General features: G+C 47.1%; 21 protein-coding genes and 1 pseudogene. 12 read left to right on the top strand and 10 right to left on the bottom strand.

Going from position 1 to position 19,623, the window contains the following annotated elements; genetic code table 11:
- Positions 1-98: 98 nt before the first annotated feature.
- The 11 genes and pseudogenes from BMY78_RS03155 (at position 99) to BMY78_RS03110 (ending at position 8,660) form a co-directional block, all read left to right on the top strand.
- A complete protein-coding gene (locus BMY78_RS03155; protein WP_177185636.1) occupies positions 99-680 on the top strand; it encodes an SLOG family protein in 582 nt (193 codons plus the stop codon).
- 121 nt (positions 681-801) lie between these two features.
- A complete protein-coding gene (gene speD / locus BMY78_RS03150; protein WP_090894585.1) occupies positions 802-1,617 on the top strand; it encodes an adenosylmethionine decarboxylase in 816 nt (271 codons plus the stop codon).
- A gap of 180 nt (positions 1,618-1,797) precedes the next feature.
- Positions 1,798-2,208, top strand: a complete 411-nt coding sequence (gene flgB, locus BMY78_RS03145; protein WP_090901961.1) for a flagellar basal body rod protein FlgB — start codon at positions 1,798-1,800, stop codon at positions 2,206-2,208.
- A 229-nt stretch (positions 2,209-2,437) separates the two neighbouring features.
- A pseudogene (locus BMY78_RS33145) lies at positions 2,438-2,929 on the top strand (GNAT family N-acetyltransferase); the annotation flags it as partial.
- Positions 2,930-3,130: 201 nt separating this feature from the next.
- Complete coding sequence (locus BMY78_RS03140; protein ID WP_256222192.1) at positions 3,131-3,538, top strand: NUDIX domain-containing protein; 408 nt, start codon at positions 3,131-3,133, stop codon at positions 3,536-3,538.
- Positions 3,539-3,771: 233 nt separating this feature from the next.
- Positions 3,772-4,287, top strand: coding sequence for an RNA polymerase sigma factor (locus BMY78_RS03135; protein ID WP_090894583.1), 516 nt, complete (start codon positions 3,772-3,774; stop codon positions 4,285-4,287).
- Positions 4,284-5,603 (top strand): DUF4179 domain-containing protein, encoded by a 1,320-nt coding sequence (locus BMY78_RS03130; protein WP_090894581.1) that lies wholly within the window; start codon positions 4,284-4,286, stop codon positions 5,601-5,603. Before BMY78_RS03135 ends, BMY78_RS03130 begins: the two co-directional genes overlap by 4 nt.
- A gap of 112 nt (positions 5,604-5,715) precedes the next feature.
- Positions 5,716-6,759 carry a S66 family peptidase gene (locus BMY78_RS03125; protein ID WP_090894579.1) on the top strand — a complete coding sequence of 348 codons (1,044 nt, stop codon included), beginning with the start codon at positions 5,716-5,718 and terminating at the stop codon, positions 6,757-6,759.
- A gap of 64 nt (positions 6,760-6,823) precedes the next feature.
- Entirely contained in the window at positions 6,824-7,129 is a 306-nt protein-coding gene (locus BMY78_RS03120; protein ID WP_090894577.1) for a hypothetical protein, read from the top strand.
- A 366-nt stretch (positions 7,130-7,495) separates the two neighbouring features.
- Positions 7,496-8,191 carry a threonine/serine exporter family protein gene (locus tag BMY78_RS03115; protein WP_231952780.1) on the top strand — a complete coding sequence of 232 codons (696 nt, stop codon included), beginning with the start codon at positions 7,496-7,498 and terminating at the stop codon, positions 8,189-8,191.
- A 19-nt stretch (positions 8,192-8,210) separates the two neighbouring features.
- Positions 8,211-8,660: a threonine/serine exporter family protein gene (locus BMY78_RS03110; protein ID WP_090894573.1), complete on the top strand. Its 450-nt coding sequence runs from the start codon at positions 8,211-8,213 to the stop codon at positions 8,658-8,660.
- Positions 8,661-8,870: 210 nt separating this feature from the next.
- Here the strand turns inward: BMY78_RS03110 and BMY78_RS03105 are convergent, their stop codons facing one another.
- The 9 genes from BMY78_RS03105 to BMY78_RS03065 form a co-directional block, all read right to left on the bottom strand.
- A complete protein-coding gene (locus tag BMY78_RS03105) occupies positions 8,871-10,733 on the bottom strand; it encodes a transglycosylase domain-containing protein (RefSeq protein ID WP_090894571.1) in 1,863 nt (620 codons plus the stop codon).
- A complete protein-coding gene (locus tag BMY78_RS03100) occupies positions 10,727-11,521 on the bottom strand; it encodes a HAMP domain-containing protein (RefSeq protein ID WP_143067002.1) in 795 nt (264 codons plus the stop codon). Before BMY78_RS03100 ends, BMY78_RS03105 begins: the two co-directional genes overlap by 7 nt.
- 170 nt (positions 11,522-11,691) lie before the next feature.
- Entirely contained in the window at positions 11,692-12,828 is a 1,137-nt protein-coding gene (locus BMY78_RS03095) for a sensor histidine kinase (protein ID WP_090894567.1), read from the bottom strand.
- Between the two features lie 54 nt (positions 12,829-12,882).
- A complete protein-coding gene (locus BMY78_RS03090) occupies positions 12,883-13,605 on the bottom strand; it encodes a response regulator transcription factor (protein WP_339850192.1) in 723 nt (240 codons plus the stop codon).
- A gap of 89 nt (positions 13,606-13,694) precedes the next feature.
- Complete coding sequence (locus BMY78_RS03085) at positions 13,695-14,516, bottom strand: DUF2785 domain-containing protein (RefSeq protein ID WP_090894565.1); 822 nt, start codon at positions 14,514-14,516, stop codon at positions 13,695-13,697.
- 242 nt (positions 14,517-14,758) lie between these two features.
- The gene (locus tag BMY78_RS03080) at positions 14,759-15,226 is read right to left on the bottom strand and encodes a DinB family protein (RefSeq protein ID WP_256221930.1); all 468 of its coding nucleotides are present in this window, start codon (positions 15,224-15,226) and stop codon (positions 14,759-14,761) included.
- 174 nt (positions 15,227-15,400) lie between these two features.
- Entirely contained in the window at positions 15,401-16,345 is a 945-nt protein-coding gene (locus BMY78_RS03075) for a DUF1963 domain-containing protein (RefSeq protein WP_090894561.1), read from the bottom strand.
- A gap of 155 nt (positions 16,346-16,500) precedes the next feature.
- Positions 16,501-17,790, bottom strand: a complete 1,290-nt coding sequence (locus BMY78_RS03070; RefSeq protein WP_090894559.1) for an ammonium transporter — start codon at positions 17,788-17,790, stop codon at positions 16,501-16,503.
- A 2-nt stretch (positions 17,791-17,792) separates the two neighbouring features.
- Positions 17,793-18,206, bottom strand: a complete 414-nt coding sequence (locus BMY78_RS03065; RefSeq protein ID WP_090894557.1) for a hypothetical protein — start codon at positions 18,204-18,206, stop codon at positions 17,793-17,795.
- Between the two features lie 283 nt (positions 18,207-18,489).
- Between BMY78_RS03065 and BMY78_RS03060 the strand changes: the two genes are divergently transcribed.
- Entirely contained in the window at positions 18,490-18,990 is a 501-nt protein-coding gene (locus BMY78_RS03060) for a DinB family protein (RefSeq protein ID WP_090894555.1), read from the top strand.
- Between the two features lie 88 nt (positions 18,991-19,078).
- Here BMY78_RS03060 and BMY78_RS03055 read toward each other — a convergent pair whose 3' ends face one another.
- On the bottom strand, positions 19,079-19,582 hold the full coding sequence (locus BMY78_RS03055; protein WP_090894552.1) for a GNAT family N-acetyltransferase: 504 nt from the start codon (positions 19,580-19,582) through the stop codon (positions 19,079-19,081).
- Between the last annotated feature and the right edge of the window lie 41 nt (positions 19,583-19,623).

Here is a 19,623-nt window from a genome sequence, read left to right as displayed (position 1 = left end):
AGAACAGGCGTCACTGACTCAGTGATTTCAGCCGATACTGGACAAGCCGCGGTGCCGGAACTGGCCGATGGCCTGACCACGTCTGAAAGGAGGAAGCGATGTTGAAAAACTTGCTGATTACCGGTTATCGTGCACATGAACTACAGATTTTTGGACAGAAACATGAGGGAATTCCTTTCATCAAAAAGGCGATCTCCTCCCGTCTTACACCACTGGTCGAAGACGGGCTGGAATGGGTGCTGACACCAGGCCAATACGGTGTAGACCTGTGGGCCTGTGAAGTGGTGCTTGAGCTGAAGAAGACGTTTCCGGATCTGAAGCTGTCGATCATTACCGCTTTTCAGAATCCTGAGGAACAATGGAAGGAAGACAAACAGGAGTATTATCGCTCCATTCTGCAAGGTGTGGACTATTATGGTGCGATTAGTCATCAGCCGTATATCGGGCCGTGGCAGTTCACTGCGCGGGATGATTTGCTGCTGCGTAAAAGCGACGGTCTTCTGCTCGTGTATGATGAAGATGCCGGGGATGGCAGTCCCCGTTTTATAAAGGAAAAAGCGGTCAAAAAACAGCAGAATGAAGATTACACCATCATCAGCATTACCTCGGAGGATATTCAATCGGTCGCCGAAGATGAACGGATGAACGATGTCGGGGATTACGAAGATCCTTCATTCTAATCTGTACACGACTGGAGCAGCAAAGAATGACGTACATATGTTTTTTTTGGCGGCAGGTTGGGTATAAGTAGTAGTAAAACTGCGATTACCATGTCGTATGGGACAAAGGGGAACTGCAACCATGACATTAACGCCAGAGCAGCGCATTCAACTGCATGGATTCAACAACCTGACCAAGTCGCTGAGTTTCAATATGTACGATATCTGTTATACGAAAACCAAAGATGAACGCGAAGCTTACATTGAATATATTGATGAACAATATAATGCTGCCCGGCTGAGCAAAATCCTGAACAACGTGTCTGACATTATCGGTGCCCATGTGCTGAATGTCGCCCAACAGGACTATGTCCCCCAGGGTGCAAGTGTGACGATGCTTGTGTCGGAAGGCCCCATTGTGGAGATCCCTGAGGAATCCTTCGATGAATCTCCCGGCCCCCTGCCCGATAATGTCGTCATGCAGCTCGACAAAAGCCATATTACCGTTCATACGTACCCCGAATTCCACCCGAGCGAAGGCATCAGTACGTTCCGGGCAGATATTGACGTCTCTACCTGTGGTGAAATCTCGCCGCTAAAGGCACTGAACTATCTGATCCACTCGTTCGATACGGATATCATGACGATGGACTACCGGGTACGTGGTTTTACACGGGATACGAGTGGACGCAAGCTGTTCATTGATCATGAGATCGGTTCGATCCAGAATTACATTCCGGATGAGATCAAGAGCAGCTTCGACATGATTGACGTGAACGTCTATCAGGAGAACATTTTCCACACCAAGTGCAAACTGAAAGAATTCGATCTCGATAACTATCTGTTTGGTTATACCAAAGATAAACTGAGCAAGGTCGAGCAACAGGAAATTACGGAGTGGTTGAAGCTGGAGATGGATGAGATTTATTATGGCAAAAACATCAATCGTCCTTCTTAATAGCTGATTCGTGAGGACTGATTCATACGGGCTGGGACAAGGATAAGATGTCATGAAGCAGGATTTCCTAATGGAAACCTCCGGCATGCGCTTATCCTTTTCTTTTGCCTGACTTGACAGGCAGCAGCTCATTTTTTTATGATGAAAGCAATTGCATTTCCATTGAAGGAGACTGAGCCGTTGATTGAAACGAACACTTCCAGACGCAATGAATCCCTGTTACAAGCGCTGAACGCGCAGCACAAGGTCACCACTGAAAATATTGCCAATGCAGACACACCCAATTACAAAAAGAAATCGGTGGAGTTTGAGGAAGAGCTCAGACGTATCATTGAGAATGGCAAAACAGATCAGCTCGCCATGAAGCGGACGCATGAGAAACACTTTCCGGTCAGTAATCCCAATGACTCCATCGTAAACTACCGGATTGTCGAGAACAACGAAACTTCCATGAATAATAACAACAATAACGTTGATATTGACAAGGAAATGGCGAACCTTTCGGAGAATCAGCTTATGTATAACTACATGGTTGATCGGGTCAGTGGGCACTACAAGAAAATGAAAAACCTGTTGCAGAATATGAAATAATGAATGGTAGAGCAGCCCTTTGGCTGCTTTTTGTTTTGGCTACATTCGGAAATATCCAGAGGATCTATATTGAATTATATTGATCTATATTAACCACATCTAGCGTCGCTTTTCTTTTCCTAATCAGGAGGGTATGCTCCCCTACTTGTGCCCTTTTTCGGTATCCTCTCTGTTTCGTAGTATAATGAGATAAAATGTATGATTTCATATCCAATAAAAGAGGTGCAACATGGCTCCACGTCATTTAAATGCTTTTCAAGGCTCCAAAGTCCGGCTAGCCGCTCCTTGCCCAGAAGACTGCATGCGGCTCTCCCGCTTCACTGACAGTTATGATTACTTGCGTAATCTGGATACCGATATTGCTGTTCCGCTAACGCCGGATGAGACGGGGTCATCCGCAGTTCGCAGAGACAACGGTTTTGAATTTGCGCTGCGTACTCTCGAGGATAATCGGTTCATCGGATTCACGGCTCTCTACCGAATTGAATGGAATAACCGCTCTGCACGCCTGGCCATTGGTATTGGTGATGATAAAGATCGGGGTAAAGGATACGGCAGTGATGCTCTCGCCCTGATTATTCGTTATGGATTCCATGAATTGAATCTGAATCGGATTGCGCTGGAAGTAATTGAATACAATGAGACTGCCCGACGCGCCTATCTGAAAGCCGGATTTCGGGAGGAAGGCCGCCAGCGTTCTGCCGTTCTACGGGATGGCACGCATTATGATCTGATCTCGATGAGTATTCTTGCAGAAGAATGGTCAACGCAGACCAAACTTCCGCTCGCGTTTCAGTCCACTCATGCCCAAGGAGCTAAACAGAACGAAGATCACTCAGACTCACGATTGGTCGCTGCCGAAGGATCTGCGTTGTCCTTACTTAACACCAAAGGTACAGAGAACTCTCCTGTCCAACCTCGGATTGGTGTGGGAGCAGTCATCCTCAACGAACGTAATGAAGTCCTTTTGGTTTGGCGGAATCGTCAGCCTGAACAGTACACCTGGAGTATCCCTGGGGGCAAAGTTGACCCATACGAATCCGTTGAAACGACGGTCATTCGAGAGATCAAGGAAGAAGTCGATCTGGATATTGCCATCGACAAGCTGCTCTGCACCGCAGAGACGATCCGACCTGAACAACAGGAGCATTGGATTTCCGTCCTCTACTCAACTCGAGTTATTGGCGGTATTGCTCGTAACCTCGAAGAAGGCGGAGCGATTGGTGAGATCGGTTGGTTCCCGTTGGATGATCTGCCATCGCCGCTCGCTAGTTTCGCGGTGCCTGGTCTGGAAGCTGCGAAGAAACTCCATCTTTATTCTGAAGATTGAAATCGGGAGAAACGAATCTCATTACGGTCAGACAAGTCATATGATGAATAACAGCCGCCGAACTCCTCTCTCTAACATAAGGGGGAGCTTGGCGGTTGTTTTCAGTTTCTGCGCAATTTCCTTCTTGGTGGTAGTCTCAGTACGTGAATACATAACTTTTTTTCCAAAATCAAGAACCGTTTGGCCCTTTCCACGGTCTAATACGCAACAACATCCATGAAAGGAGGAGCCATGTGACCCCTGCTCAACTGACCATCGCCGCACAGAAAGGGGATGCCGAGGCTTTTGCAGCCTTAATGGAGATGCATCAGAGCCGACTGTACCGGATCGCCTATGCCTATCTGCACAACGAGGAGGATGCGCTGGAAGCGATACAGGAATGCACCTACAGAGCTTATCGAAAGCTCAAGAAATTAAAAGAACCCTCCTATTTCGCCACTTGGCTGATCCGCATTCTGCTGAACTACTGTGTGGACGAACGCAAACGCAAGAGCCGGTTCAGCCACGTTACCGAAATTCATGAACCTAGCAGCTGGGACCAGACCGCAGACCCTGATCTGGCCGCAGCTGTCTCTGCGCTGGATCCGGATTGCAAACTAATTATTATTCTAAGCTATTTCGAAGGTTTCTCCTTAACAGAAGTCGCTGATATTCTCAAAATCCCGACCGGAACCGTAAAATCCCGATTGCACCGGGCACTTAGGCAGCTCCGGGACCAACTTGAAACGAAAGGAGATATAACATCATGAACGATGAAATAAAGCCATTTGAAGCCCTTGAGCAGCGTCTGAATGATCGTAAAAGGGAATACGACGCCATATCTGTACCGGATGCCGAAGCATATCAGGCTGTACAGGCCGGAATCCGTCAGGCTGCGCGCAAGCGCAAGTCACGGCTGCGCTGGGTTATGAGCTCCATATCTGCAGCCGCGATCATCCTCGTGTTTACGGGATGTATCCGCGTCTCCCCCGCCTTTGCGTCCTTTGTGGAGCAATTGCCCGGCATGGAAGGCATTGTGAGCATGATTCGCCAGGACAAAGGATTAATGATGGCCATCGATCAGTCCCTCTTGCAGAAGGTTGGTGTGACCGATGAGCATGATGGTGCTTCCTTGACCGTTGAAGGCATTATCACAGACGAGTCACGTATGGTCATTTTTTACACGATGAAAGGCATGAAAGATCTAGAGAAAGGTCGATATGATATCGATTTGCTTGATAGGGATGGAAAAAAGCTGCCTGTTGCGTTTAGCTACTTCTCTCCTACGCCGGCTTCAGAAAGTGGCATTTATGAGGATAAAATCGATGTCTCATTCGCAGAGTCTTTACCACCACAAGAGCTGACCGTTGTATTTAAGGAACAAGGTAAAGAACCGAATAATAAGTGGAAGGTCACCTTCCCAGTGGATCGCAGCTTAACGAAAGGCATGAAAAAAATCATTCCCGTAAACCAAACAATGACCGTGGACGGGCAGCGTATTCAAGTAAAACAGGCCGTTCTGTATCCCACTCGCCTTGTTCTTGATATCGAATATGATCGGAACAATACCAAAAAAATCTTCGGAATTCGTGATCTGCAGTTGGTAGATGAGCAAGGCCGAGCATGGCGAACGGATTCCTCCTCCATCTCAGGCTCTGGAAGTTCTGTCTTTTTCGAAAGCATGTACTTCTCCGCTCCGAAAAAGCTGACACTGCAAGGGTCTGGTCTTTCAGCAGTGGATAAGGATGAACTGGTTATCAGCATCGATCCATCTTCAGGTGAAATACAAGGTGGTCCATCGAGTTTGAAATTCCTGAAAAGCACGGCCCAGGGCAAAAATCTCATCCTCGAGTTTTCAATCGCAAACGCTCAAAATGCTACTTCAGGGCTATCATTTACCAATATCAAGGACAATAAAGGGAACCCTTTCGAAATTAATGAAGTAGGCTGGAGCCCTTCCGTTTTTGAAGCAAGGGTTGTCATTAAAAATGGAGCCGCAGCTAAAGGAAATCTGACAATGGAAATAGACTCTTACCCTGATCAAATTCGTGCACCGTTCTCCATTGAAATTCCTGTGACTCCCTAAAGGAAATGTCAGTAGCCATAATCACAAGCCACATGAAGTAGTCATGTACTATAATGAAAATATCAAACATCTTCGTTAAATCGATATGTTCACAAGAAAGGGTGTTTCCACAATGAATAAGCGTTCGATCCGTTACCCACAACCCCTCGCTCCGGGAAATACCATTGGTGTGGCTGCGCCATCCAGCGGTGTAAGTGAATCCTTGCATCATTACCTTGAAGAGAGCAGGCACAACATGGAGCGACTTGGTTTTGGTATTCAGGAAAGCCCATTTCTACGGCATAACGCCAAATGTGTAAGTTCATCCAAGGAAGATCGCGCTGCCGAGATGAATGCATTTTTCCGTGACCCTGAGATTCAGGCTATTATCCCTCCGTGGGGTGGAGAGTTCCTTATGGATATTCTGCCCCTGCTCGATTGGGAAACTTTGAAAACCTTGCCGCCCAAATGGGTTATGGGATATTCGGATATCAGCACCTTTTTATTCGCATACACCCTGATCACCGGAACAGCTTCGGCACACGGTACGAACTACGTGGACCTTAGATCCAATGAACTCGATCCGGTGACCGCCCGCTGGATTGATGTATTACAGACTGGCCAGGGAGGGCAGGTTACCCAATCTTCCTCCACTCACTATCAATCGGAATGGAAACCGGAGTTGTCGAGGTTCAATCTGGATACTCCTTCTCACTGGAAACAGCTGGGGCAGCCCGAAGGAGCAGACTCGCAGGTTACATTCTCAGGTCGGTTGATCGGCGGCTGCATGGATACAATCACCTGTCTGATTGGCACGCCTTACGCACCAGTTGAAGCGTATCTTGATCAGTATTGTGCAGAAGAAGGAACGATCTGGTATCTGGAAAGCTGTGAGATGAATGCGGGTGATATCTACCGTCATCTGTGGCAGATGAGACAGGCTGGCTGGTTTGCTGGCGTTAAAGGCTTCATGTTTGGCCGACCTGCTGGTTATTCCGATACAGGAGATTTCAATTTCACCGATGCCCTGTCTTCGGCTCTCGGAGATATGGATGTTCCTGTATTGTATGACGTGGATCTTGGTCACATCCCGCCACAATTAACTTTTGTGAATGGCGCGCTGGGCAAAGTGGCTTATGAGAATGGGCATGGAAGACTTGAGATGGCATTTGTGTGATCACCTTTTGTAGGCAGATGCATACCTTGAAGTAAGAAATGATTTTGAGGAAGGGTTGTGCATCATGTCTGAATCCACATCCACACCATCCGCACGGGTCGTATACCAAGCCAATCAACCAATGCTCCAATCCGTGCAAAGTGTGCGGAATATGCTTCATCATACAGCCCGGCAGCATATCGGCAAGAAGGTGCAAGTTCAGAATATCGATGGTCAGGTCTGGGAAGGTGTCATTATCAGCGCAGATCGGGGAATATTGTATCTCCAGGTTACGCCGATGCATGGATATCCTGAGCCGCGTGCCTTGTTTGGACCAACCATTCTGCCACTCGTGCTGTATGAGTTGTTGGTCATTACGCTGTTGATGTAGTTGTTTTTTGTCTCGATTGAGCCTAATCCAAGAAGCTTCTCCCCCTTTGGCCATCAGGCCCCGGGAGCGAAGCCTTTTTTGGGTTTTGAGAGTGATCGGGTTATCATTCTGGTGTGAATGTATGCATTAATCTCTGCAGCCTGCATGACTTCCTGTCGTTCGTGCGGTATGTTTCCTTGCTAACGTGTGAAATATGATACAATGGTGTCGGCACCAAGCCTTATCTCATATGAACGGAGCTTGATCCGGTTGGAATATATTCCTCATGATCCTCCACCCGCGCCTCAGTCTGAGACGGAGCTGGTTGGGACAAATCATACTGAACAATCCCGCGTGATTGCAATCTGTCTATTGGCAGGCAAAATCATGCTGCAAAGCGGCGGTGAGACCTATCGTGTGGAAGATACGATGAAACGCATGGCTGCCGCGCTGGGCCTTCCCCATTCGCACAGTTATGTTGTGCCCACAGGTATCTTCTTCTCGGTTGATGCAACCGAGCCTGCCAAGCTGATACGGATCTCTGAACGAACCACAGATTTGCACAAGGTATCCGAAGTGAATGCCGTTTCCCGGCGTATTGGGCAAGGTGAATTGTCCGTTGAGGATGCCTATGCATTGTTACAACAAATTGAGGGACAGCCCTCCTCCTATTCTGCGGTTGTGCGGCTTACAGCGGCGGCATTATCCAGTGGGTGCTTTACCATTATGTTTGGTGGAGGCTGGGTCGACTTTCTCCCTGCTGTACTCTGCGGTGGTATTGGCTATGCAGCGGTCATTGCCTTCCATCGACTGGTACTCGTAAAGTTTTTTGCCGAGCTGACAGCTTCATTTGTGATTGGTCTGCTCGCCTTTTTGCTTGTCTATATGGGCGCGGGTCATGAACGGGACAAAATCATTATTGGCTCAGTCATGCCCCTGGTACCGGGACTGCTGATTACTAATGCTGTGCGTGACCTGATGGCCGGGCATCTCGTGTCCGGGTTATCCAAGGGAGCCGAGGCGTTTCTGACGGCTTTTGCGATTGGTACAGGCATTGCTGTTGTTTTTTCACTTTTTACGTAAGACGGAGGAGTTGCAGGTTATGCTTCATTTTATTGAACAAGCCCTGACCAGCTTTGTCGCCTCGGCCGCTTTTGGCATTATTTTTAACGCTCCTCGGCGCATGCTGCTTCACGGTGGATTTGTCGGCATGATCGGCTGGATCATCTATATTGTGCTCGAATATGCCGCGGATGCTGTTCCTGCTACCTTGGCAGCGACCATCGCGGTTGGTGTCATAAGCCAGCTGTTCTCCCGCATGTTTCGCGCACCCGTCATTATCTTCAGCGTGGCAGGTATCATTCCGCTCGTCCCCGGTGGACTGGCCTATAATGCGATGCGTAATTTTGTGCAAAATGACTACGGTGCTGCCATGGAGATGGCTGCCAAAGCGCTCATGTTATCCGGTGCCATCGCGATCGGACTTGTATTGTCCGAGGTGTTGAACCAGATGATTCGTCGTATACCTGAATCTTTGCGAGCAAAACCCTAACAGCAGATGAATATCATTACAACGATAAAGACCCGTTAGAGACAGGGTAAAATACTGTCCTTCACGGGTCTTCCATATTTCCAGACAATATTGATCCGTGATCATCTAATATGAGGTGTTTTGTTTTCATCATTGTATCCATTTGTTCGATAACTGTGCGATCCATGTTGAAAAATCCCTGAGTAATGGATTACGGTAAACCATTCTCTTCTATGGCAATGCACGCTTCATCACCGACGCAAATAAATCCGCCGCGGCACCACTTCCGGATCTCATATAATGCTCTGCATCCGTACGATCAAATCCCATCCAGACTGCAGCCGTCCACTTGCTGGTATATCCTACAAACCACAGATCCCTGTTCGCCTCCTTGCTTACACCAGGTATTGCAGCTTGCGTTGTTCCTGTCTTCCCCGCTACCTTATGCTGACTCAGTTGTGCCCTACTTCCGGTACCTTGACTGACCACATCTTGGAGCATGCCGGTCATGGTCGTCGCCGTACTGTTGGAGATCACCTGTTTGTTCTCTGGCTTAAAAGCATAGATTGTCCGGCCGCGTGAATCCGTAATTTCACGAATCAGATGTGCCGTATTGAACTTGCCGTTATTGGCAAACACGGAATATGCCTGAGACATTTTCAGTGGAGACACCCCTTCATGCAAACCACCCAAAGCGATCGACAGATTGAGATCCTCCCTGCCCAGTTCAATGCCCAATCGACCTGCAAATTGATGTGCCCGTCCCAGCCCTGTCTCATGCAGCAGCCATACGGCTGGAGCATTGATGGAATGTTCAATCGCTTGCGACATCGTAACTGTACCTCTGTAACGCCCGCCCAAATTGCTTGGTTGATAACTCCCATATTTCATGCGTTGATCAGGTAGTATACTCTCTGGCTTAAACCGACCAGATTCCAATGCAGGTCCATATACAATAATGGGCTTAAATGCAGAACCGGGTTGTCTTGCATCCGTGGTTGCCCGGTTAATGCCTCCTTTTACAGGGTCTCGCCCGCCCATCATCGCTTTGACTTCACCGTTATGCTGATCCAGTATGACCATGCTCGCCTGCACTTGCTCATCCTCACGATCATCGGTGAATCGAGAAGATTCACGGAATGCTTGCTCCATCGCCAGCTGCGCCTGATCATCCAATCCCGTACGAATGGTCCAGCCTGCGGATTGAATCTCTGCTCCACTCTTGCCTGTCAGACGGGAAGCCTCCTCGATTACCGCATCCAAGGCAGACACGTAGGCAGGCACTGTTGAGGCTGGAGTCGATTCAGATGTTAAATTAGGCGGTGTATAGTCCACACTTCGCGCCTCATTCATCTGTTTCTTGGTGATGATTCCTTGCTCATGCATGAGGCCAAGAATCACAGAACGCCTCTCTTTGGACAGGTCTTCCCGATCCACCGGATTGTATATGGAAGGTCCCTTCGGAATTCCGGCCAGCGTAGCCATTTGCCAGATCTCCAGTTGATGTAAATCCTTGATCCCGAAGTATCGCCATGCCGCGGCTTTAACCCCATATTGCTGGCGTCCCATATAAATATGATTCAAATACAGCTCCAATAGCTCATCCTTGCTAAATCTCTTTTCCATCGCCATGGCAATCGACATTTCATTCACCTTGCGGACCAGCGTTTTATCCCCGTTCAAGTAGAGATTTCTGGCTAGTTGCTGTGTAATCGAGCTGCCTCCCTGACTCAGGTTCATATGTAAAACATCCTGCACAACCGCCCTGCCAATTCCGATAAAATCCAGTCCATCGTGGTTATAGAAACGTCGATCTTCCGTAGCCAGAAACGCCTGCTTTAATAGATCCGGTATATCCTTCAAATCGGCATACTCCATATATCCCTTGGTTTGCACTTGTAATCTCGAAATTTCTGTTCCAGCTGCATTGGTAATGATGGTGGAAGAGACCACTGAAATAGCCTCAGGATGATTGCGAAGCACACCTTCGCCGTAAGTAACTAGATAGATATAGCCAACCGCTAGCAAAATAACGATTACTACAGAGGCATCAAATATGTGATAAATTCCGCGCCTTATGCTGAATCTCAACATTCAGGTTTCCTAAATGCATGTGGATTGGAGCCTGAATGTTCCTGCGGCTTCATTTCCATAGAATCCAGGGCAAGCTCCAGACTTAACGTCTGTTTATACGCCAGTTTGACCCAGTGCAGAATCTCCGATTCATCCCGGCAGCGTCCTTCCATGATCGTGTCAAGTGAAGAACGAACACCGTAGAGAGTCAGTTTAATCGGCAAATCGGCATTTATACGACCAGATTGTGATCCAACCCACTCTTCTTGATTACGTTGCTTATGGTTTCTCTCACTTTCTAACACCATTTGTTCCCGGCTACTTTCATCGCCATACATATACTCACTAGGACTGGACCAGTTTTCCCCACTCGGTTCTCTATTTACCCACTCCCGGTCTGAACTGTTTATGTGCTCCGCTTGTATACGTACCGCAACGTCATTCAGATCGGCTGCAATCTGACGCAGCTCTCCTCCGTTCAACACTTCTATCTGTGCTGGAATTCGGCCATTGGCCAGTTCATGAGTTCCACGACCAATCACCTTGAGGTCATCTGCAATCTTCTGGGATCGAATCCAGAAAAACAAAGCAAATAGACCACCCCCGATGAATATAACCAAGGGCGTTGTACCGATATGGTTTATCACCCAGTACATAACTCGAGTTAAACCAGTTGTCTCTGACAGGATATGATGGTGGGCAAAACGTAACATGTGATAAACGACAAATAGGAGCGCTGCGCTAAGTAACGCGCTTGCTCCACAGATATATATGTATCTTAGTCTGACTGTACGTAATAATAATCTCATATTCGGTATCCTCCTCAATTTTTGCAATTCATGTGTACGATTGAGGTTAAGAATACCGAATATTTCTTAATGAGGAAGTGGGTAACTTCTTATCATTTTCTTAATTAAGCATTATGCCTACATGTTGAATCAAGCAAGCTTTCTTACAAGTAGAAGAGCATTCTGCCCGATTACTGTTCTTCCGCATCTCTGTTCATCGGAGGAGCAGTCACCGGAAAACGGGTAACAAAATCGGTTCGGCCCTGCTCGCTATATGCAGCGATACTCCCGTGATGTAATTCAATCATGGATTTGGCAATAGCCAGCCCCAGTCCGGTGCCGCCCGTATCACGCGAGCGGGACTTGTCCACCCGGTAAAATCGATCGAATAAATGCGGCAAATCCTGCGCCGGAATCGGTTCACCATAATTGCTGATGCGCACCACAGCTTCTTCACCTTCAAGTGACAACGCGATCTCCATCACTTTCCCCTGTGCTCCATAACGGATCGCGTTACTGAACAGGTTCTCATACGCACGAACAAGCTCGCCAGGAGCAGCCTGAATCCATAAAGGCTCATGTCCACCAATGATCTTATATGTCATGCCCGCTTCTTCCAGCATCGGAGCGAATTCTTCCGCAAGCTGCATCAGAAACGGATTCAGGTTCAAGGAAGTCAATGACAAAGGCAGGCTCCCACCACTGACACGGGTATATTCGAACAAATCGTCGATCAGCTTCCTTAATGTCAATGATTTCTCGTATGCTATGCTCACGTAATAGCGCATCTCAATTTCATCCTGGTACCGATCCTTCTCTATGTACTCCAAAAATCCGAGAATGGAGGTTAGCGGAGTCCTCAAATCATGAGAAATACCCGTGATCAAGTCATTTTTGGCAGCAACTGCACTACGCTCCTCCTGCAATGACAGTTGCAATTGTTCAGCCATCTGATTAATACTGGCAGCCACAACGCCAAACTCATCCGATGTCTTCACCTCGATTCGATGAGACAGCTCTCCTTTGGCAACTTCCTGAATTCCCGCCGTAATCTCGTCCAGAACCAGCATCACCCTACGCGTGAACAGGAAAAAGAACAGCACAAAGCCAAGTATGGCAACCATAATCATTAATGGCACCGACCCAATATTGTTCACCAGCCACCTGATGCCCCTTGCAGGGATCGAATAATCAGGATAGGTCTGAGCCGCCAGAATGGAGTGTGCAGCTTTGCTGCCCCCATACAAGATAGCCGCCGTCAAAATGCCACTCAGCAGAAATGCGTAGATAAATTTCCACCGGACTGTGTTAATTAATTTTGAATTCATCTCGGAACTCCCTGCTTACGCCCTTTATCCAAAAAACCTTATAGACGCACGTGCTTATTGTGGTTTGATCATCTTATAGCCAACACCCCATACCGTCTGTATGAACTTGGGATGTTTGCTGTCGAGTTCGATTTTCTCACGAATCTTGCGGATATGCACCATGACGGTGTTGTTGGACTCCATAAACTCTTCTTTCCAGACCTGCCTGTAAATCTGCTCCATACTCAGCACAGAGCCTTGATGGCGCGCCAGCAGCTCCAGAACGGCAAATTCACGAGGAGTCAAGCGAACAGGCTGCTCATCCAGCCAGACCTCATGCGTATCGGTGTTAATGACCAGATCGTCAATCACCCACTCATGTTCCTTGTTCTCCCGGCCTTCATTGAAGGTATGGTACCTGCGAAGCTGCGACTTTGCCCGTGCCACAAGTTCAAGCGGGTTAAACGGCTTGGTCACATAATCATCAGCACCAATGCTCAGCCCTGTGATTTTATCCATATCCATGCTTTTGGCGGACAGCATAATGATCGGCATTTTCTGCTCTTCCCGAATTTTCATACATGCTTCAATTCCGTCCATATTCGGCATCATGACATCCAGAATGATCAGATCAATTGGCTCTTTCTTCAATTGCTCAAGCGCCTCGATCCCATCACTGGCTGTCAGAACCCGGTATCCTTCATTGCCAAAATAAATCTCCATCAGTTTAATAATATCCTGCTCATCATCCACAAGCAGAATGGTTGCTGGCTGTGCCACGGCATTATTCCTTTCCATTCCATGAATCATTTGTTGATCAAAGTATACCATTAGGAGATGAATCTGCGAAAAATCATCGCCTTTGAAAGAAGAGAAAACGTTGTTTTTCAGGAATAATATACTTTTTCTATTTTATATAAAGTATGCTCGATTGTTGGGCAGAGATCAGCATCCACTTTGTGAAATTTGATTCGAAAGTATAAACTTTTCAAAAAGTTCTTTTTATTATTTTTTTGCCTAAAGGCAGGAAGGAATTCTGGATTTTTCTCCACATCACCAAAACGTTGAATCCATTGCTCTACATAATTCTGACTAAGTATTTTTCTATTTAAAACACTAATTATGGATTTTACCATTCTTTCATCTTCCCCATCGGAGTAAACTCGATCAGTGATGGTCATCTTTTCGTAAACCAAATCGAGGATGGTTAAGAGGTCATTTTTATCCAGCTCGGAACATTGGGCCAATTCGTCTAAAGCATCTGCTGCATGCGCTATGGCATGCGCCCAACCTTTTTCTTCGTCATACCCGCGATAATCTCGCTCTTTATGTACATTGTAAAAAACGTTCTCTTTTATCTGATGAATATGCTCTCTTGAGAGATATGGTGATTCTCTATGCCTCATGAGGAGGAGCGGGATAACCAGCATAGAGAACGATCGAGTAAAGACTGCGTCTGTATTGGTTTCACCAATCCTAAAAAGCAAATGCTTATTATCCAAAACAACGGTTAGAAGTTGTTCTAGTTCGTTTACTGTTAAAGTATTATCAGGAATCCAATTTGATAAGGTTGTATAAATTAGGTCATCACGTAGTTGGGCATCCAAAGAACCGATGTTAACCATCATTTCTTGTATCAACTGGAATGTATCGGGAGACGCTTGGTAGCCATTCTCTTTTATTAATATCAACTTTTCTTTTAAACTCATTTTACACGTCCCTACTAGAAGATTTTCCGAACTTACTATTTTAGTTTCTACTGACAATGTTGCATTTGGAGACGTTGGTTTTCTTTACTTGTAGCTGATCCGGCAATCCCTATTATTAACGTATAGGATCGTCGATCTAATCCTTGCTTAACCGCTGCTTATTGCCGATAACATGCTCTATGTATTCTATTAAATCCAGCTCTATATTCAGGCAGAACCTCGCATTATGGACCTGGGTCTATCTATTCAAATAACGCTACTTTGGGCTCAATACCAGTCAGTGTCAGCATCGTATGCAGTTGACCCCTGTGGTGATACACATGTCCCATGATCTCAAGCAACCATTCCAGACGACTGTACGACGCGCCCCAATAGGAGTCAGTCACCTGTAATAATTCCTCCGTATTAAACTGTCTGTACCGATGGTAGAGGTACATCTGATTCGCAATCAACGCTTCCCTAATCTCACTCAGTGAATTCGGCTGATTTTCCTCGTAAAACAAAGCCATTTCTTCTTCGGAAGCTCCCTCCGAAATATGTACATCTGCACGACAAATGACGGATAGATGAGAAAGCAATTCTCCAACCGGCCGTTTGCCTTCAATCGGAGTCAAAGCCAAGTCCTGCTCCGACAGTTGGTCACATAAATGGATTAATGATGTCACTGCCACATCAATATGTTTAAATGCAGACTGAATCAACTGTAACACTCCCTTTTTATCCCATTATATAGAACATATGATCGCTAATCAACTATAAATTCCCCCTTTATATATAAACCAGCTTTGCTCGAAAACCAACAATGACGAACAAAAAAAGTCCCTCCTCCCTCATATAGACGGAATTTGGGACATTTTGTTGCTCTAATGATAACAAACACGAACTCAACTTGAATATAACGAACAATACGTTTGATCGAACCGTCCCGCGAGCAAGTCAGCCTTGCGAATGAAAAATTGCAGTTCCCCACAATCCCACCATTGAAAACCGATAGCGTCATGCGTATCAATTTTTAATAGAAGCAAGGTATCCGCAAGCTCTTGTTGTGTCCGTTTCTCATCCCCGCCATAATGTTCAGTCAGCTTCCTCTCACACGCCTGCTCGTCATAAGCATACTCTTCACCAAGTACGATCTGTAACAGCGCCTGGTGTTCTGCATCCGGATGCTGACCGTCAGGATATCCAAACATGCCACCCCAGTTCTGCGTACTCGGATGATTCCAGCTGGACTCAAATTCCAGGTATCGGTCATATAGACCTTCCTCCCCTTCGACAGCTACCGTTCCACCAGATAGCGGGGCGGCGATTGTATTCAGAGCCAGAGAATCAATGTATGCATATGTAGGAAACTCGAGATTAGGCAGCACTGTTACCGAATGTGCTACAAAATCATCCTTACCCAGCGCGGTTTCGCCATCAGGCTCTCGCCTTATCAGGTTATGAGCGTCCGGCTCATAAATCACACGATGCTCAATATGATAAGCAGGTTCATCCACACCAATGAAGAAGTATAACATGCCCCGTTCGGGCAAACTCCCGCGCCCATCATTAGGCGTATATGGCGTCAAATCCACGAGATTCAACTGGGCAAGGAACGTCATGGGCACCCCGTCCTGTGTCAAAGGCCATTTCATGTTGCTCGGCAGATCCGGATTTCCACCTACACGTGAATTTCCTGTTCTGCGATACTCATCGATTGTCGATACATCAAGGCGAATTCCCCAACGACTTGAAGATAACAGCAGATCGGCAGCATTACCCAATCCATACTCCTCAAGAGTTTTCCGGGCTTTTCTGGTCAGTCTTTCACATTGTTCAGGTTTAATCATACAGATCCTCCCCTTCTGACACTACATCTATGGTGAGACATATTCAGGTTCACACCTGTATATTCTTCCGCTGACTCTTCTTTCCCTGCTTCTTGCAAAAAAAGAGACTGACATCCGGTGTCAGTCTGCTTCCTTATTATCCATTTGGCTCATTCTTAACGATTCCGATTCGGTGAATCATCCTGGAAAGCACGAATATGCTCCTCGCCATCCAGAAATTCATGTGACTGGTGTGCAGCCATTACACCATGATAACTAATATCCAGACCCAAATCTTCCTCTTCTTCCGTGGAACGGACAGGAACCATTTTACCAATCAATTTCAAACCCATCCAGGTCATGACAAACCCCCAGACAACCAAAGCCGTGAGGCCGAGCGCCTGAACACCCAGCAGCCTCCAGCCACCTCCCATGAACAAGCCACCATCGGTTGCAAACAAACCCACGGCAATGGTACCCCACATCCCGGATACAGCATGAACTGGGAACGCCCCCACCGGATCATCAATCTGCCTGCGGTCCAGCCAATTCGTTGCAGCCATCATGAGCAATCCGGATACCGCCCCGATGAATATCGCAGCTACATCACCGACATAAGCACACCCCGCCGTAATACCAACCAGACCGGCAAGCGAGCCATTAATGACCGATGGTGCGTCTGAACGATTAAACCGGAACAAGGTGTAGAGCAGTGTAACCGCACCGCCCGAAGCAGCAGATAACATCGTAACGATGGCAATGTGACCGATCCTTACATCAGTTGCACTGAGCGTACTTCCTGCATTGAAGCCAAACCAGCCGAACCACAGCAGAAATGCGCCTACAGATGCCAGCGGCAGATTGCTCGGAAGCGCAATGGCACTCACGCCAAGCGGCGTGTATTTGCCTTTACGCGGCCCAATAATAATCGCTGCGGCCAGTGCGGAGAACCCGCCCAACGCGTGAATGACTGCGGAACCGGCAAAATCCTGCATCCCCAGCTTGCTGAGCCAACCGCCGCCCCATGCCCAGTGTCCGCCAATCGGATAAATAATGGCCGTCATCAATATGATGTACAGCAGATAGGCACGAAAGTTAATCCGCTCTGCCACAGCGCCTGATACGATGGAAATGACGGCAATGGTAAACGCGGCCTGGAACAGCCAGAATGTTTCCAATGATACGGGTACGTCCAGGTGAGACAAATCCCCATGGAGGAAAAATCCGGTTATGCCTACAAAACCTCCAGCATCAGAGCCATACATCAAGCCAAACCCGATGGCATAGAAAAGCAACGTTCCAATGGTAATATCAGCGAAAACCTTCATAATAATATTTACACTATTTTTATAACGTACAAAGCCAGCCTCCAGCAGGGCGAATCCGCCCTCCATCAACAAAATCATGGCTGCACTCAGTACGACCCAGACCGTATCCATTCCGGAGCTTAACGTCTCCAATGTCATGCTTATACATCCTCCGTTTCCCTAAGCTGTCTAATCTCACGGATCGTTTCGGGCGCAAGCTCGATCTCGTCCCGTTCGATGCTATCCGGATGCTTGATTCGTTCAGCAATGCGGTCCAGTTCACGTATCCGCCGCCGGATTTGTTCCATTTTGCGAAAACGTTCCTTCACCTGAACCATATATTCCACCGCCTGGTGATGGGAGGCGGGGCGGCCTGCGAACCATTTGCGTACAGTCGACAAGGATTGATAAGCCACTTCTTCCGCACGTTTTTTTTGTTCGAATTGTTCAATTTTATGTTTGAGCGTTTCGATCTCATTTTCTTTTTTGACCTTGAGCTGTTGGATAAGGTACAATAAATCGGACGATGATATTTGCAATGCTGTATGGTGATACACCTCGTCAATTACTAACATACCATGTCAGGACTCCTTACATATCAAGTTACTTGTTATCGATTATAGAGTGCAGCACTACTTAGCGTCAATCCTTTTTTGGCGATGACATAATTTGATATGACCCGTTTATAAAAAAACAGCGTCAATCTCATATACATAACTTCAACTAACAAAGTATTTAAAACATATCTTCGCATTCACCTTTCAGATCCTCTATGATGTATATCAAGCATCCACATTTTAGGCACTGTGCTTACACAAGCTGACATCATAGAACTCATATAAAGGAGAGGATCGCGCGATGTTCACTCGTAATGACGACATTCGGAGCCAAATCTGGGAAGCCGTCTCTGGACTCAATGAAGAACAATTGAACCTCCACCCAAAACCTGACCACTGGAGTATTATGCAAGTTCTCCGTCACCTGAATTTGATGGAAAGCATCATTGTGAAGCAAGCCCGCACCGCGCTAGAGAAGGAACAGACCGTTGCTGTGGACAAAAAGCCATATGAGCTTACACTGGATCGCAGCCACTCTGTTAGTGCTCCATCTCACCTCCAGCCTCCTGCGGAACCAGAGACGATGGCGAATGTACGCCACGACCTGGAAGACTCGCACCAGGCATTGATGCACGTTGCACAAGATCATGAGTCTGAACTGCTGCGGAGCAAATCCTTTCTTCACCCGGTTTTCGGTGAGATGGATCTGGCTCAATGGGTCGATTTTGCAAGCTATCATGAAGAGCGTCATCTGGCACAGATTCAGGATATTAAACAAAGGCTTGGCGTGTCGCACACCTAAGTCATCCCCTATTTACTCTATGTAAGCAAAAATAACCTCCAATCCACGCATTGTGGATCTGGAGGTTTTCATTTATTTTGAAACATGCTTATATTTTTTTGCCCAAAATCGCCAAATCCCGGTTGACGCCATCCAGTACAGCCACTTCAGGGTAATATCCCCACTGTTCAAAGCCATGTTTGCGCAATAACCCCAGACTCGGTTCATTATGTCCAAACACAAAACCCAGAATCGTCTTGATTCCAAGCGCAGGACAAGCATCAAAAATCGTATGCAGCAAACGTCCGCCAGCCCCAATTCCTCGGCACTGCTGATCCACATACACACTGACTTCCACCGTCCCATTGTACGCAGGGCGTCCATAAAACGAACTCAGGCTGGCCCAGGCAACAACCTGTCCCTCATGTCTCATAACCCAAAGTGGGCGGTGATCGGATGAGTGCTCCTCAAACCACGGAATACGTTGCTCCACGGTCACCGGCTCCAAATCCGCCGTCACCATTCGGCTTTCAATCGTAGAATTATAGATCTCCACAATCCTTGGCAAGTCCTCACGACGCGCATACTCAATCTGCACACTATCCAGCTTCATGTCTACTCCTCCATCATCCAGATCGATTCTATCTTATGACG

This window comes from Paenibacillus sp. OK076 (genome assembly GCF_900110055.1).
In the GTDB taxonomy this organism is placed as follows: domain Bacteria; phylum Bacillota; class Bacilli; order Paenibacillales; family Paenibacillaceae; genus Paenibacillus.
Note: the sequence above shows the minus strand (reverse complement) of the source record. Positions and strands in the feature narration are given on the sequence as shown.